Raw genomic sequence first — 15,921 nt, forward strand, 5'->3', positions numbered from 1 at the left:
ATGCAGGCAATGTAATCTTTGGTAGCAGCCACCACGCGCTCGCCACCAGGCGTCCATACTGCGTAAGGACAAGACCAATAACACCGGGGAGGTGGCTGTTCGTCAACGGCGAGACAGCGCTATCTCACCCGCAGGAGGTACTGATGAATTCTCCCCTGTCCGCCATTGTGGTGATGGGCGTAGCCGGTTGCGGCAAAAGCTGCATCGGCGCTGCCATCGCTGCCAGAAGCGGCGGCCGCCTGATCGAAGGCGACGCTTTCCACCCTGCCGAAAACATCCGCAAGATGAGCGCTGGCATACCGCTGGACGACAGCGATCGTGCCGGCTGGCTGGTCCGCCTTGGTGAAGAGTTGCAAGCCACCACCCAGGCCGGTGAACGCCCGATCCTGACCTGCTCGGCACTCAAGCGCCGCTACCGCGACACCCTGCGCGATGCCATGCCCGGGCTGGTGTTCGTGTTCCTCGAACTGTCGCCTGCCGAGGCCGAAAAACGCGTGCTGGCTCGCCCAGGGCACTTCATGCCGGCCAGCCTCATCGACAGCCAGTTCGCGGCCCTGGAATCGCCACGCGGCGAGCCATTGACGCTGGCACTGGACGCCACCCAACCGATCGAAGCACTGGCCGAAGCGGTGGACCACTGGCTAAAGCGCTGCGGTGAGCCGGGCCTGGCGCAAACCGCCTGACCTCGGCGGCTTTTCCGTCTCACCAAAGACAGCGCTACCCCACCCCGTAAACGCGGCAAAGACTCCAAAAAGCTACGCCCAAAACAACGATAAGACCGAGGCCTTCAAACCATGTTCGGACTGGCTACTGATACCTTCCTGCTGCTCGACGCGCTGGTTACCATCGTCGGGCTGATCCTGCTGATCACCCACTTCAAGGTTCACCCCTTCGTCGCCCTCACCCTCGCGGCCGGCTTCCTGGGCCTGACTTCCGGCATGCCGGTGGCCAAGGTCATGAAATCGTTCCAGGACGGTTTTGGCGGCGTACTCGGCTTCGTCGGTATCGTGCTCGCCCTGGGCACCATGCTCGGCAAGCTGATGGCCGACTCCGGTGGTGCCGACCAGATCGCGCAAACCCTCATTCGCGCCTTCGGCAAGAAGAACGTGCATTGGGCGATGATGTTCGCCGCCTTCCTGGTGGGCATCCCGCTGTTCTTCGAAATCGGCTTTGTGCTGCTGATTCCCCTGGTGTTCATCGTCGCCCGGCGCTCGGGCGTCTCGTTGGTGAAAATCGGCATTCCGCTGCTGGCCGGCCTGTCGGTGGTGCACGGTCTGGTGCCACCACACCCGGGCCCCTTGCTGGCGATCGGCATTTTCCACGCTGACATTGGCAAGACCATCTTCTACGGCCTGATCGTCGCACTGCCCACCGCGATCATCGCCGGCCCTCTGTTCGGTAACTTCATTTCCCGCTACATCCCGGGCAACCCGTCCCAGGAGTTGATGGACCAGATCGCCAAGGAGTCCGATCAGGGCAACCTGCCAAGCTTCAGCATCACCCTGATCACCGTACTGCTGCCGGTCGCGTTGATGCTGCTGAAAACGTTCGCCGACGTGGTGCTGCCGGCCGAGCACATCGTGCGCCAGTGGATGGACCTGATCGGTCACCCGATCACCGCCCTGCTCGCCGCCCTGCTACTGGCCTTCTACACCTTCGGCTCGGCCCGCGGCTTCAACCGCCAGCAGATCATGAAGATGCTCGACCAGAGCCTGGCACCGACTGCCGCCATCGTGCTGATCGTCGGCGCTGGCGGTGGCTTCAAGCAAATGCTGGTGGACACCGGCGTAGGCAACGTGATCGGGCAGATGGCTGTGCAGGCAGAAATTTCGCCGATCATGCTGGCATGGCTGGTGGCGGCGGTGATTCGCATCGCGACCGGCTCCGCCACGGTCGCCACCATCACCGGCGCGGGTATCGTGGCGCCGGTGATCGACCTGGTGCCGGGGGTGAACCGTGAGCTATTGGTACTGGCCACCGGTGCCGGCTCGCTGATCCTGTCGCATGTGAACGACGCCGGCTTCTGGCTGGTGAAGCAGTACTTCAACATGACCGTGGCAGAAACCTTCAAGACCTGGAGCATGATGGAGACGATCCTGTCCATCGTCGGCATCATTTTCATCATGTTGCTGTCGCTGGTGGTGTGACCGTTGATCGGGGTAATGGCACCTTGACGTTCCGGGTAAGGCCGAAGAGAAGTATGAGCCTTACCCGTATAGCAAAGGAGCCTGCCATGCCCCGCTCAATCATCCTGTCGATTGCCCTGCTCGCCTCGCCGCTGGCCTTTGCTGTCGGCACCGGTCCGACCTACCCCGACGACCCGCACAATACGGCGCCACAGCCAGGCGTGGACAGCACCCTCAACCCGATCGAGAAGCCTTTGCCGCGGGACACCGACCCGCGCATACAGGGCAACGAACCGCAAAGCCCACCGGCGCAGCAAAATGACAACCGCGATCTGCCGGGGATGGATGGCAGTGGGTCGGAAGGTACCGGCCGGCAAGGAGAAGGCAGCTCGGGCACAGGTAACCCCTGACGACACGGTCTGTACTACCACTGACGCTTGTCAGGCCGGGTCAGCCCCAACTTCTCGATCCGGTAACGCAGCATATCCCGCGACAACCCAAGCATCCGCGCCGACTTGGTCACGTTCCAGTCGGTGCGGTCCAGGGTCTTGCAGACAAGGTCACGCTCCATGTCAGGCAGGCTTGTACCCGGCTCTGGCTCGTGCCGCGGCATTTCGAACATGGCCGCCATCGGCTGTTGCGTCAACGGCTCGTCAACCAAGGTCATGCACAGGTTCAACTGATGCGCCTGCACCACCTCGTTTGGCGCCAGCAACACGGTCTGCTCCAGCATGTTGCGCAATTCACGCACATTGCCAGGCCAGCTATAACCGAGCATCAGGCTTTCGGCCTCGGCAGAAAAGCGCAGGTTCGGCTTGCCATAGCGCCGGCTATGGTGGGCAAGGAAATGCCGCGCCAGTAGCAGAATGTCCTGCCCACGCGAATACAGGCGCGGCACCTTCAGGGCGATAATGCGAAGCCGGAAGAACAGGTCACGCCTGAATTTGCCCTGCTGCACCATTTGCTCCAGGTTACAGTTGGTGGCGCTGATCACCCGCAGATCCACCTTGCGTTCCTTCACCGCACCAATCCGGCGGATGCTGCGGTCCTCCAGCAACTTGAGCAGCTTGGCCTGCAGCACCAGGTCCATTTCGCCGATCTCGTCAAGGAACAGGGTGCCGCCATCGGCAGCCTCCACCAGCCCCACCCGGCGCTCCTTGGCATCGGTGAACGCGCCCTTCTCGTGGCCAAACAGTTCAGCCTCAAGCAGGTTGGCAGGGATCGAAGCGCAATTGAACTCGATGAACGGCCCTTTACTGCGCGAACCATCAAAATGCAGGGCACGGGCCACCAGTTCCTTGCCCGTACCGGTCTCGCCTTCGATCAGCACCGGTGGCAGGTCGTCACTGGCCATGCGCCGCTCGGCATCGAGCACCTGGCGCAGGGTGTGCTTGAGGGTGAGCATCACCGGCGACTCGCCGATCAATGCCTGCAACCCGGACTTCTGCGCCTCACGCTCCTGGTAGAACGACAGCGTGCGCTCCATGCGCTCGGTAGCCAGGGCCTTGTCCAGGGTCAGTTTGAGCTCGGCCAGTACCACCGGCTTGGTCAGGTAATGAAAGGCGCCCTCCTTCATCGCCTGTACGGCATCTTCGACATTGCCGTAGCCGGTCATCATGATCACTTTCAGGTCCGGCGCCTGGGCCACCAGGGTACGTAGCAGGTCGTGCCCGCTCATGCCTGGCAACGAGTTGTCGGTCAGCACCGCGTCAGGTTGCGCCCGCTTGATCTGCTCCAGCGCCAGCTCCGCGCTGTGGCACACGATGACTTCGTAGCCCTTGAGGCTGAGGTAGGTGCGAATGTTGTCGGCAAGGATTTCATCATCCTCGACGACCAGGATGCTGTGCTCCATGTTCCCCTCCCGCTGCAATATTGAATGTAAGGCTGACGCGGGTTCCTTCCTCTTCGCGGCTGCTCAGGCTGACCGAGCCGCCAAAACGTTCCATGATGCGTTTGACCAGGGCCAGGCCTACACCGAGGCCTCCCTGCTTGGTCGTGAAGAACGGTTTGAACACCATCCGTTCCTGCTGTTGGCTCATGCCTTTGCCGGTGTCGGTCAGCACGAACTCGGCACGCAGGCCTTCTTGCACGTTGACCTGGGCATTGAGCATCCCGCCAGCGGGCATGGCCTCCAGGGCGTTGGAAAACAGGCTGTTGAGAATCTGCGTGAGCTGCAGCGGCTGGCTGACCACCCATTGCACGTCAGGCCCTTCGAAATGGAAGCGCACGCCGTTGCGTTCGATCTGCTGGGCGAAGGCCAGGTGGGTGTCCTCGATGGCCGCCACCAGGTCCACGGCCTCGGGTTCGTCACTGGCCGGGCGCAACGACACCAGCAGGTCGCGCACCCAGCGCGACATGCGGTCGACCTGGCTGATGATGTCAGTGATGTTCTTCTGCGCAGCAGGGTTGGCGGTTTCCTGGGCAAGTTCGGCGCTGGAGCGTATGTTGGCCAGCGGGTTACGCATGCTGTGAGCCACGGCCGACGACATTTCTCCCAGCGCCACGTAGGTTTCGCTTGCCACCAGCCGCTCCTGCTGCAGGTGCAGCATGTGCGCCGCACGGCGCACGATCCAGAACAGGCCGAAGTAGATCAACGCCCCACCCACCAGTGTCGAGGCCCAGATCAGCACATAGCCGCGCTGGATGCGCCGAATGAGGTCCTGCGGCTCCTTGTAGATTTCCACCATGGCCAGTACCTGCTCACCCTGGCTGTCGAACAGCGGGATGTAGTTCTCGATGAACAGGTAACGCGGTGCGCGCTGGAACTTCTGCTCTTCGCGATCCTCGGCGGCCTTGTGATAACTGGCCGACACCGCCTTGCGCGAGCGGAAGGCGCGCTCAAGATCGCCATCAACTTCTATCTGCTTGCCAATCAGCTCTACGTTGGTGGACCAGACAATGGTGCGGTCGCGGGCATAGACGTTGGCCAGCAAAGTGTCCGGCAGGTGCTCGACATGATCGAGGAACTCGACGCGGGTCGATTCGGCCAAGGCCGGGGTGAACTGCAAGTGCTGCAGGTCCAGCCGCGGGTCCAGCAATTCGCCCATGGTGGTGCCAGGCGGCAATTGCGAATGACGCACTTCAGCCTGGGCCATTGCCTGAATGAACTGCGCAGTGAGCATGGCATCGCGCTGCACGCTGTCGCGCACCACGAAGCGCGTCGAAACGTAACCCAGCCCACCTGCCACCGCGGTAATGATCAACAGGCTGATCACCGAAAACCAGCGCAGCAGGTTGAATTCACGCAAGGGTACGGCCCGTCCGCTGGCGGTCGCATTGGCCTTGTCGGGCGCTTCGTTTTCCAGCATCTGCATCGCGTGGTTCCCGCGCAGGGCGTACGTTCAGAACTGCATCAAGGCCAATGGCAGCAGCCACTGGGTAGCAATCCACCTGGGCAGTCGCAGCTGCCATTTGTCGCGTGTCGCGCTTCACAAACTTCGCTGCAAAAACTCGGCCAGCAGGACCATGCCAAATTCAAAACGTTATTTTTCAGTAGCTTGCAAGAACTTATTAAGAATGATTAGAGGATGATTCCCCACATCTGGGTGATTATCACCCAAAAATAATAATCCTTTTTATATCAATACCTTACTAAATTATATTGAGGTAATTTGACATATTCAGGCCAGTCGAAAGCTTAACGAAACCCTCGTGCCATGGCCTTCGCTGCTGCTGAGCCGGACCGTACCACCGAAACGTTCCATGATACGTTTCACCAGCACCAGCCCCACCCCCAGCCCACCCTGTTTGGTGGTAAAGAACGGTCGAAAAGCCATACGCTGCTGCTCTTCGTTCATGCCCTTACCATTGTCGGCCAGGCGCAAAGTCAGGCTGCGCCGGTTGTGACGTACCACCTCGATACGCAACCGCCCGCCCTGCTCCATCGACTCCAAGGCATTGGCAATCAGGCTACTGAATACCTGGCGCAGCAATACCGGGTGCCCCAACACCTGCACGGCCGGTAACGGTTGCAGGTCCAGGCTTACCCCGCTGCGCGCCAGCGGCACAGCGTAGGTCTGCAGGCTTTCCTGCAACGCCTGCGGCAAGTCCACCGCCAATACCTCGTCGTTCAGCGGGCGCAGTGACTGCAGCATCTGGCGGATCCACTGCGACATGCGATCGACCTGGCTGATGATATCGTTGACCTGGCGTTGCGCCGGGCCTTCGTCGAACGCCAGGGCCAGTTCCGCACTTGAGCGGATACTGGCCAGCGGGTTGCGCAAGCTATGGGCCACCGCCGAAGACACCTCACCCAGTGCCACGTAGGTTTCGCTGCTGATCAGGCGTTTCTGCTGTACCGCCAGCAGCCGTGCGGCGCGGTGCATGATGCCGTAAAGGCCGACATAGACCAGTGCAGCGCCGACCGTGATGGCCAACCAGATCAGGATCAGGCCACGCTCGATGCGTGCGATCAGGTCGTGGGGCTCCTTGTAAATCTCGACCATCGCTGTGACCCGATCGCCATCGGCATCGAACAGCGGAATGTAGTTCTCGATGAACAACTGCTTGGGCGGGGTGATGAACTTCTGCTCGGCGCGAGCCTGTTCGAAATTGTGGTAGCTGGCCGAGACCCGCATCTTGTACTCGAAAGCCCGACTCAGGTCTTCGTCGCCTTCGATCAGCTTGCCGACCAGTGCCGGGTTGGTGGACCAGATCACTGTATGGTCCAAAGCATAAATATTGGCCAGCAGCATATCGGGCAGGTGAGCGATATGGTCAAGGAACTCGCCGCGGGCCTTGCGCCGGGCTTGCGGGTCGACGTCGGGCAAGTTATTGCGGTCGGTGCGCGGATCGAGCAGTTCGCCCATGGTCCGCACATTGGGGATCGACACATGGCGCACTTCGGCATCGGCAATGGAGGTGATGAACTGTGCGGTGAGTAACGCATCACGCTCGACGCTCTCGTCGATGATGAAGCGGCTGGAAATCAGCCCCAGCCCGGCAGCCACCGAGAGAATGATGGCCAGACTGACCCAGGCATACCAGCGCAGCAGGTTGAATGGCTTGCGCGGGACGGCTAGCTCGCTACCGGCTGGCACGTCAAGAGTGACGGAACGAGGGGCGGCGTCCATAACGGACTCCTCAGCTGGGCACCTTCAGAAGGTTATAGCCCAGACTTGGGGAAACTATAGTATTAAATTGATGGCATCCGCCGAAGGGTATTTATTCGCCCTGACTTCACCTACCCAAAAATAGCTTGAGGGTGGCGCCGCCCCTGCGGGAATGCTTGAGCTGCACGCCCGCTGTTACAAAGACGAATCATCCGTCAACCCTTGCAACTTTCGATACTCGCGCAGCACCGTGGGCACATAGCGCCGGGTCTCGGCAAACGGCGGCACGGCACCGCGCCGCAGTACAGCATCCGGGCCAGCGTTGTAGGCCGCCACGGCCAAGGTGATGTCGTTGTCGAACAGGGTGAGCATCTGCTTGAGGTAGCGTGCCCCGCCCTGCACATTGTCTTCCGGGTCCAGGCGGTCTTGCACCCCCATCTCGCGGGCGGTGTCCGGCATCAGTTGCATCAACCCCACTGCACCCGCCCGCGAACGGGCTTTGGGGTTGTAGCCGGACTCGGCCTTGATCACCGCGTGCAGCAGCGCCGGCGGCAGGTTGTGGAGGCGCGCAGCCGTGGCGACTACCTCGGCGTAAGGGCGGCCGGTGATCATCTGCGCTTTGACCGGCCCGCCCTGGGCCAGCGGCTCGCTGATCACCTTCTCATAGTGTCGCCCTGGTCGATGGACATTGGTCAGTACGTAGCCACCCTTGGCATCGATTGAGATGTACACATCGGCCTGGGCAGCACCTGCCGCCAGCCAGATCAAACCGAGGATGAGTCCACGCATGCCGGTCGCCTCTTCGTCGTGGCCCCCGATGTGGGGGAAATGCCCCGGAAAACCCGAGGACATTCACCACGACGCAAGCACTGTGCCGCTTCCTGTGCCGCATGGCGCAAGGCCCCAAGGCAGACGTGCACGGCTGTTGCATGGTGCATGTCAACGCTTGTCCCCATGCAGTGGAGGGTTTCACCATGCAGCGCAGAACCAACCCGCAACGTGGCTTCACTCTGCTTGAACTCCTGGTGGTACTGGTAGTACTCGGCCTGCTGGCCGGCATCGTCGCCCCCAAATACTTCAGTCAGCTAGGCCGCTCCGAGGCCAAGGTAGCGCGGGCGCAGATCGAGGGGCTGAGCAAGGCCCTGGACTTGTACCGTCTGGAGGTCGGCCACTACCCCAACAGCGAACAAGGCTTGCAGGCGCTGGTGGTCGCGCCCAGTGGCGAGGCTCGCTGGACCGGCCCGTACCTGCAGAAGGCCGTGCCGCAAGACCCGTGGGGCCGCCCTTATATCTACCGGCAACCTGGCGAGAACGGCGGTGAGTACGACCTGCTGTCGATGGGCAAGGACGGCCAGCCGGGTGGCGATGGCGAAAATGCCGAAGTTACCAGCTGGCAGTAAGGAGAGCAGCCATGCGCTACAGCCTCAAGGCCCTGGGTAGGCAGGGCGTGGTGCAGTTGCAGATCGACGCCGAGGACGCCGACCAGGCCCGCCGCCAGGCCGAAGACCAAGGCCTGCGTGTGCTCAGCCTGCGCAGCAGCGGCGGCGCCCTGCGCAGCATGGCCTGGCGCCGTGAAGCGGCGTTCGACCTGGTGCTGTTCAGCCAGGAACTGTCAACCTTGCTCAATGCCGGCCTGCCGCTGATTGACGCACTGGAAAGCCTGGCGGAGAAGAGCCCCGCAGCGACAGCGCGCAAGGTGCTCGCCGAGCTGGTGCGCCAGCTGTACGAGGGCCGCTCGCTGTCCCAGGCGCTGGGCCAGCAACCGCGGGTATTCCCGCCGCTGTATGTGGCGCTGGTGCAGTCCAGCGAACGCACCGGTGCTCTGGGCGACGCCCTCACCCGCTACATCAGCTATCGCCAGCGCCTGGACCTGGTCCGGCAGAAGCTGGTGGGTGCCTCGGTCTACCCATTACTGCTGTTGCTGGTGGGAGGCGGTGTGGTGCTGTTCCTGCTCGGCTATGTGGTGCCGCGGTTCAGCCAGGTGTTCGAGGGCATGGGCACCGAGCTCCCCTGGCTGTCACGGGTGCTGATGCAGGTCGGCCTGTTTCTGCATGCCCAGCAAGCGCCACTGGCGCTGGGCACCGTCGGTGGGGTCGCGGCGCTTTGGCTGCTGCGCCGGCACCCGCGTGTACGGTACTGGGCCTCCTGCCAACTGCGGCGCCTGCCCGCGCTGCACCAACGCCTGATGATGTACGAGCTGGCGCGTTTCTATCGCTCGCTGGGCATCCTGCTGCAAGGCGGCATCCCCATCCTCACCGCCATGGGCATGGCCCGCGGCCTGCTCGGCAACGCAGCAGCGCAGGGCCTGGAGCAGGCCAGCCAGCGGGTGGGCGAAGGGCTGCCCCTCTCCGATGCACTCGCGGCCGGGCACCTGGTGACACCGGTGTCACTGCGCCTGCTGCGCGCTGGCGAGCAGTCTGGCAACCTGGGCGAGATGCTGGAGCGCTGCGCCGACTTCCATGATCAGGAAATCGGCCGCTGGGTGGAATGGTTCGTCAAACTGTTCGAGCCGCTGTTGATGACCTTCATCGGCCTGCTGATCGGCCTGATCGTGATCCTCATGTACATGCCAATCTTCGAGCTGGCCTCAAGTATTCACTGAATGGCCAGGCCCAGGCTCTCGCGTAACGTGGTGCCCGCACAGGCGGTGCCCTGCGCCCAACCCTGGCAGCCATCGATAGTTGATCCCCACTTATCATTCAGCGTGATATTAACCTTCGTCCCGTTCGATTCGTGCCTCGCGCGCAACACACTCACACTCCGCCCACTACTAATACATTGGCGGAGTTCTCCATGGAACAATCACTCAAACCCTTGCGCTTCCCCCTCGCTGCCCTGGCAGTGGTGGTGATCAGCGCTTGCGGTCGAACCCCCGACGCCGTGCAGGCTCCCGCCGCGCCGAAGGTAAGTGTGGCCAAGGTGATCGAACAACCGATCACCGAATGGGACGAGTTCACCGGCCGCCTCGAAGCCCCGGAAACCGTCGAAGTGCGCCCGCGGGTCTCCGGCCAGATCGACCAGGTAGCCTTCACCGAAGGCGCCCAGGTCAAGAAAGGCGACCTGCTGTTCCAGATCGACCCGCGCCCGTTCCAGGCTGAAGTCCGCCGCCTTGAAGCCCAGCTGCAACAGGCCAAGGCCACCGCCATCCGCAGCGCCAACGAAGCCCGCCGTGGCGAGCGCCTGCGTGACAGCAACGCCATCTCCGCCGAACTGGCCGAATCGCGCAGCAGTGCCGCCGCCGAAGCCCGTGCCGGCGTCGATGCGATCCAGGCCCAGCTCGACCTGGCACGCCTGAACCTCAGCTTCACCCGCGTCACCGCGCCCATCAGTGGCCGTGTCAGCCGCGCCGAGTTCACCGCCGGCAACATCGTCACCGCCGATGTCACCCCGCTGACCAGTGTGGTGTCCACCGACAAGGTCTACGCCTACTTCGACGCCGACGAGCGCGTGTACCTCAAGTACACCCAGCTGGCCCGTGAAGGCCAGCGTAGCCAGAGCACCCCGGTATACCTGGGCCTGACCAACGAAAGCGGCAACCCGCACCTGGGCCAGATGAACTTCGTCGACAACCAGGTCAACCCGCGCACCGGCACCATCCGCGGCCGCGCGGTATTCGACAACAGCAACGGCCAGTTCACCCCGGGCCTGTATGCGCGCCTGAAGCTGGTCGGCAGCGCCCAGTACGACGCCATGCTCATCAACGACGAAGCCGTGGGCACCGACCTTGGCAAGAAGTTTGTGCTGGTCATGGACAAGGACAACAAAGCCACCTACCGCGCCGTGGAACTGGGGCCAAAGCTGGAAGGCTTGCGCATCGTGCGCAGCGGCCTGGGCAAGGACGACCGCATCGTGGTCAAGGGCTTGCAGCGCGTGCGCCCTGGTTCGCCGGTAACCCCGGAAGAAACACAGATGGCCAGCGAGCAAACCCTCGCCGCCCTCGCCCAGCAGCGTCAGGCCCTGGAGGCCAGCAACCCGGCGCCGAAGGTGGCGGGCAACAACGTGAAAGTCGCCAGCGCCCAGGCGCCACGCGGTTAAGGGACCCTACCGATGAACTTCTCGAAATTCTTCATTACCCGGCCGATCTTCGCCGCGGTGCTGTCGCTGGTGCTGCTGATCGCGGGTTCTATCTCGCTGTTCCAGCTGCCGATCAGCGAATACCCCGAAGTGGTGCCGCCCACCGTGGTGGTGCGCGCCAACTTCCCCGGCGCCAACCCCAAGGTCATCGGCGAAACCGTTGCCGCGCCGCTGGAGCAGGCCATTACCGGTGTGGAGAACATGCTGTACATGTCCTCCCAGTCCACTGCGGACGGCAAGCTGACGCTGACCATCACCTTCGCCCTGGGTACCGACCTGGACAACGCCCAGGTGCAGGTGCAGAACCGCGTCACCCGCACCCAGCCCAAGCTGCCCGAGGAAGTGACCCGTATCGGTATCACCGTCGACAAGGCCTCGCCTGACCTGACCATGGTCGTGCACCTGACCTCGCCGGACAACCGCTACGACATGCTCTATCTGTCCAACTACGCCATCCTCAACATCAAGGACGAGCTGGCGCGTCTGGGCGGCGTAGGCGATGTGCAGCTGTTTGGCATGGGCGACTACTCGCTGCGCGTCTGGCTGGACCCGAACAAGACCGCTTCGCGCAACCTGACGGCCAGTGATGTGGTCGCGGCAATCCGCGAGCAGAACCGCCAGGTGGCCGCCGGCCAGCTGGGCGCGCCGCCTGCCCCAGGCTCGACCAGCTTCCAGCTGTCGATCAATACCCAAGGCCGTCTGGTCAACGAGGAAGAATTCGAGAACATCATCATCCGCGCCGGTGCCGATGGCGAGATCACCCGCCTGAAAGACATCGCCCGGGTTGAACTCGGCTCCAGCCAGTACGCCCTGCGCTCGCTGCTGAACAACCAGCCGGCGGTGGCCATCCCGATTTTCCAGCGCCCAGGCTCCAACGCCATCGAGATCTCCGACGAAGTGCGGGCGAAAATGGCCGAGCTGAAAAAGGACTTCCCGGAAGGGATGGACTACAGCATCGTCTATGACCCGACCATCTTCGTGCGCGGCTCCATCGAAGCAGTGGTGCACACCCTGTTCGAAGCCCTGGTGCTGGTGGTGCTGGTGGTGATCCTGTTCCTGCAGACCTGGCGCGCCTCGATCATCCCGCTGCTGGCGGTGCCGGTCTCGCTGATCGGTACCTTCGCGGTCATGCACCTGTTCGGTTTTTCACTCAACGCGCTGTCGTTATTCGGGCTGGTGCTCGCCATCGGTATCGTGGTGGACGATGCCATCGTCGTGGTGGAGAACGTCGAACGTAACATCGGGCTGGGCCTGAAGCCGCTGGAAGCCACGCAAAAAGCCATGAGCGAAGTGACCGGGCCGATCATCGCCACCGCCCTGGTGCTGTGCGCGGTGTTCGTACCTGCAGCGTTCATTTCCGGCCTGACCGGGCAGTTCTACAAGCAGTTCGCCTTGACCATCGCCATCTCGACCGTCATTTCGGCGTTCAACTCGCTGACCCTGTCGCCAGCCTTGGCCGCGGTGCTTCTCAAGGACCATCACGCACCCAAGGACCGTTTCTCGCGGTTCCTCGACAAGCTGCTGGGCAGCTGGCTGTTCTCCCCTTTCAACCGGTTCTTCGACCGGGCCAGCCACAGCTACGTCGGTGGCGTGCGCCGGGTCATCCGCTCCAGCGGCATCGCCCTGTTCGTGTATGCCGGCCTGATGGGCCTGACCTACCTCGGCTTCTCGTCCACGCCGACCGGTTTCGTGCCGGCCCAGGACAAGCAGTACCTGGTGGCCTTCGCCCAACTGCCGGACGCGGCCAGCCTCGACCGTACCGAAGCGGTGATCAAGCGCATGAGCGAAATCGCCCTCAAGCAGCCTGGCGTGGCCGACTCGGTAGCCTTCCCGGGCCTGTCGATCAACGGTTTCACCAACAGCCCTAACAGCGGCATCGTGTTCACCCCACTCAAGCCATTCGATGAGCGCAAGGACCCGAGCCAGTCGGCGGCAGCCATCGCAGCCGCGCTGAATGCCCAGTTCGCCGACATCCAGGACGCTTACATTGCCATCTTCCCACCGCCGCCGGTACAGGGCCTGGGCACGATTGGCGGCTTCCGTCTGCAAATCGAAGACCGTGGCAACCTGGGTTACGAAGCGCTGTACAAGGAAACCCAGAACATCATCGCCAAAAGCCACAACGTCCCAGAGCTGGCAGGCCTGTTCACCAGCTACCAGGTCAACGTGCCACAAGTCGATGCCGCCATCGACCGGGAAAAGGCCAAGACCCACGGTGTGGCGATTACCGACATCTTCGACACCCTGCAGGTTTACCTGGGCTCGCTGTACACCAACGACTTCAACCGCTTTGGCCGCACTTACCAGGTCAACGTCCAGGCCGAGCAGCAGTTCCGCCTTGATGCCGAGCAGATCGGCCAACTGAAAGTGCGCAACAACCTTGGCGAGATGATCCCGCTGGCGACCTTCCTCAAGGTCAGCGACACCTCCGGGCCGGACCGGGTCATGCACTACAACGGCTTCATCACTGCCGAGATCAACGGCGCTGCCGCCCCGGGCTACAGCTCTGGTCAGGCGGAAGCTGCGATCGAGAAGCTGCTGAAAGAGGAACTGCCCAACGGCATGACCTTCGAGTGGACCGACCTGACCTACCAGCAGATCCTCTCGGGCAATACCGCATTGCTGGTGTTCCCGCTGTGCGTACTGCTGGCGTTCCTGGTGCTGGCCGCCCAGTACGAAAGCTGGAGCCTGCCGCTGGCGGTAATCCTGATCGTGCCGATGACCCTGCTGTCGGCCATCACCGGTGTGATCGTCTCGGGTGGCGACAACAACATCTTCACCCAGATCGGCCTGATCGTACTGGTGGGCCTGGCGTGCAAGAACGCGATCCTGATCGTCGAGTTCGCCAAGGACGAACAGGCCAAGGGCCTCGACCCGCTGGCTGCAGTGCTGGAAGCCTGCCGCCTGCGTCTGCGGCCGATCCTGATGACCTCGATCGCCTTCATCATGGGTGTGGTGCCCCTGGTGTTCAGCTCCGGTGCAGGTTCGGAAATGCGCCATGCCATGGGTGTGGCGGTGTTCTCGGGGATGATCGGCGTAACGGTGTTCGGCCTGTTCCTGACCCCGGTGTTCTTCTTCCTGATCCGCCGTTTCGTCGAGCGTCGCCAGGCCCGCAAGGCTGAACACGCTCAAGTGCTGGAGAACCACGCATGAACCTGCTCAAACCCTTGACCCCAAGCCTGCTGGCACTGGCCCTGGCGGCCTGTGCGGTAGGCCCGGACTACCAGGCGCCAGCCACCGAACCTGCTCAACTGGGCAGCGATGTGCAGGCCAAGGCCTACGACCGTAGCCGCTTCGAGAGCCTGTGGTGGAAGCAGTTCGACGACCCGGTGCTGAACCAGCTGGTGCAGGCTTCGCTGGACGGCAACCGTGACTTGCGCGTGGCTTTCGCCCGCCTGAAGTCTGCCCGCTCGATCCGCGAAGACGCCGAAAACGACCCGTTCCCGGTGGTCACCAGCCGTGCCAGCAGCGATCTCGGCAAAGGCCAGATCCCCGGCCAGACCACCGAGCGGGTGAACAGCGAGCGCTACGACCTGGGCCTGGACATGGCCTGGGAGCTTGACCTGTTCGGGCGCATCCAGCGCCAGATCGAAGCCAGCGAAGCCCAGGAAGCGGTAGCCGCCGCCGACCTGCAACAGCTGCAGGTCAGCCTGATCGCCGAGCTGGTGGATGCTTATGGGCAGCTGCGTGGCGCGCAATTGCGCGAGAAAATCGCCCTGGCCAACCTCAAGACCCAGCAGGAATCGCGCACCATCACCGAAACCCTGCGCGATGCCGGCGTGGGCAACGACCTCGACGTGGTGCGTGCCGATGCCCGCCTGGCCGGGGTCGAAGCCACCGTGCCGCAACTGCAAGCCGAACAGGCACGGGCGCGGCATCGCATCGCCACCCTGCTCGGCCAGCGCCCTGACGCGCTCAGCGTAGACCTGTCGCCCAAGGCCCTGCCGGCCATCGCCAAGGCGCTGCCGGTCGGTGACCCGGGTGAGCTGTTGCGCCGCCGCCCGGACATCCGCAGCGCCGAGCGCCAACTGGCGGCCGCCACCGCCAACGTTGGCGTGGCCACCGCCGACCTGTTCCCGCGCGTCAGCCTTAGTGGCTTCCTCGGCTTTACCGCCGCCCGCGGCTCGCAGATCGGCTCTTCGGCGGCCAACGCCTGGGCACTGGGCCCGAGCATTACCTGGGCGGCCTTCGACCTGGGCAGCGTGCGGGCCCGCCTGCGCGGCGCCAAGGCCGATGCCGAAGGGGCTCTGGCCAACTACGAACAGCAGGTACTGCTGGCACTGGAAGAGTCGGCCAACGCCTTCAGCGATTACGACAAGACCCAGCAGCGTCTGCTGTCGCTGATGCGCCAGAGCGACGCCAGCCGCAAGGCTGCAGAACTGGCCTCGATTCGCTATCGCGAGGGTACCGTGGACTACCTGGTACTGCTCGATGCCGAACGTGAGCGGCTAAGTGCTGAAGATGCACAAGCTCAGGGTGAAGTCGACCTTTATCGCGGCATCGTCTCGATCTACAAGGCCCTGGGTGGCGGCTGGCAACCGGAGACAGTGGCCAGCGCACACTGATTCCACTGCTCAACGACTCCTTTGGTTGGCTCCTCCCCCAACCGTTTGCCCCGCAGGCCTTGGCCCGCGGGGCTTTTTTATGTTTGCCATCGTATTCACCCCAAT

General features: G+C 63.0%; 12 protein-coding genes. 8 read left to right on the forward strand and 4 right to left on the reverse strand.

Annotated elements, in window-relative coordinates:
• Positions 1–143 precede the first annotated feature (143 nt).
• The 3 genes from V6093_RS05260 (at position 144) to V6093_RS05270 (ending at position 2,536) form a co-directional block, all read left to right on the forward strand.
• Positions 144–683 (forward strand): gluconokinase, encoded by a 540-nt coding sequence (locus V6093_RS05260; RefSeq protein ID WP_003253831.1) that lies wholly within the window; start codon positions 144–146, stop codon positions 681–683.
• A gap of 111 nt (positions 684–794) precedes the next feature.
• Positions 795–2,147, forward strand: coding sequence for a GntP family permease (locus V6093_RS05265; RefSeq protein ID WP_003253832.1), 1,353 nt, complete (start codon positions 795–797; stop codon positions 2,145–2,147).
• An 86-nt stretch (positions 2,148–2,233) separates the two neighbouring features.
• A complete protein-coding gene (locus V6093_RS05270; protein ID WP_012052189.1) occupies positions 2,234–2,536 on the forward strand; it encodes a hypothetical protein in 303 nt (100 codons plus the stop codon).
• 14 nt (positions 2,537–2,550) lie between these two features.
• Here V6093_RS05270 and V6093_RS05275 read toward each other — a convergent pair whose 3' ends face one another.
• The 4 genes from V6093_RS05275 to V6093_RS05290 form a co-directional block, all read right to left on the reverse strand.
• The gene (locus tag V6093_RS05275) at positions 2,551–3,978 is read right to left on the reverse strand and encodes a sigma-54 dependent transcriptional regulator (protein WP_003253836.1); all 1,428 of its coding nucleotides are present in this window, start codon (positions 3,976–3,978) and stop codon (positions 2,551–2,553) included.
• Entirely contained in the window at positions 3,947–5,440 is a 1,494-nt protein-coding gene (locus tag V6093_RS05280) for a HAMP domain-containing sensor histidine kinase (protein ID WP_047605205.1), read from the reverse strand. Before V6093_RS05280 ends, V6093_RS05275 begins: the two co-directional genes overlap by 32 nt.
• 306 nt (positions 5,441–5,746) lie before the next feature.
• Positions 5,747–7,198: a HAMP domain-containing sensor histidine kinase gene (locus V6093_RS05285; RefSeq protein ID WP_047605204.1), complete on the reverse strand. Its 1,452-nt coding sequence runs from the start codon at positions 7,196–7,198 to the stop codon at positions 5,747–5,749.
• A 174-nt stretch (positions 7,199–7,372) separates the two neighbouring features.
• Complete coding sequence (locus V6093_RS05290) at positions 7,373–7,966, reverse strand: lytic transglycosylase domain-containing protein (RefSeq protein ID WP_004576566.1); 594 nt, start codon at positions 7,964–7,966, stop codon at positions 7,373–7,375.
• A gap of 185 nt (positions 7,967–8,151) precedes the next feature.
• On the opposite strand from V6093_RS05290, the gene gspG reads away from it, so the two are divergent.
• The 5 genes from gspG (at position 8,152) to V6093_RS05315 (ending at position 15,816) form a co-directional block, all read left to right on the forward strand.
• Positions 8,152–8,577 (forward strand): type II secretion system major pseudopilin GspG, encoded by a 426-nt coding sequence (gene gspG / locus V6093_RS05295; RefSeq protein WP_012052184.1) that lies wholly within the window; start codon positions 8,152–8,154, stop codon positions 8,575–8,577.
• Between the two features lie 11 nt (positions 8,578–8,588).
• Positions 8,589–9,779 (forward strand): type II secretion system F family protein, encoded by a 1,191-nt coding sequence (locus tag V6093_RS05300; RefSeq protein ID WP_012052183.1) that lies wholly within the window; start codon positions 8,589–8,591, stop codon positions 9,777–9,779.
• Between the two features lie 191 nt (positions 9,780–9,970).
• On the forward strand, positions 9,971–11,212 hold the full coding sequence (gene mexE / locus V6093_RS05305) for a multidrug efflux RND transporter periplasmic adaptor subunit MexE (protein WP_003253847.1): 1,242 nt from the start codon (positions 9,971–9,973) through the stop codon (positions 11,210–11,212).
• A 12-nt stretch (positions 11,213–11,224) separates the two neighbouring features.
• A complete protein-coding gene (locus V6093_RS05310) occupies positions 11,225–14,404 on the forward strand; it encodes an efflux RND transporter permease subunit (RefSeq protein ID WP_003253849.1) in 3,180 nt (1,059 codons plus the stop codon).
• Complete coding sequence (locus V6093_RS05315; RefSeq protein WP_003253851.1) at positions 14,401–15,816, forward strand: efflux transporter outer membrane subunit; 1,416 nt, start codon at positions 14,401–14,403, stop codon at positions 15,814–15,816. Before V6093_RS05310 ends, V6093_RS05315 begins: the two co-directional genes overlap by 4 nt.
• The last annotated feature ends 105 nt before the right edge of the window (positions 15,817–15,921 follow it).

The sequence above is a fragment of the Pseudomonas putida group bacterium ESBL64 genome (assembly GCF_045277175.1).
GTDB lineage: Bacteria > Pseudomonadota > Gammaproteobacteria > Pseudomonadales > Pseudomonadaceae > Aquipseudomonas > Aquipseudomonas alloputida.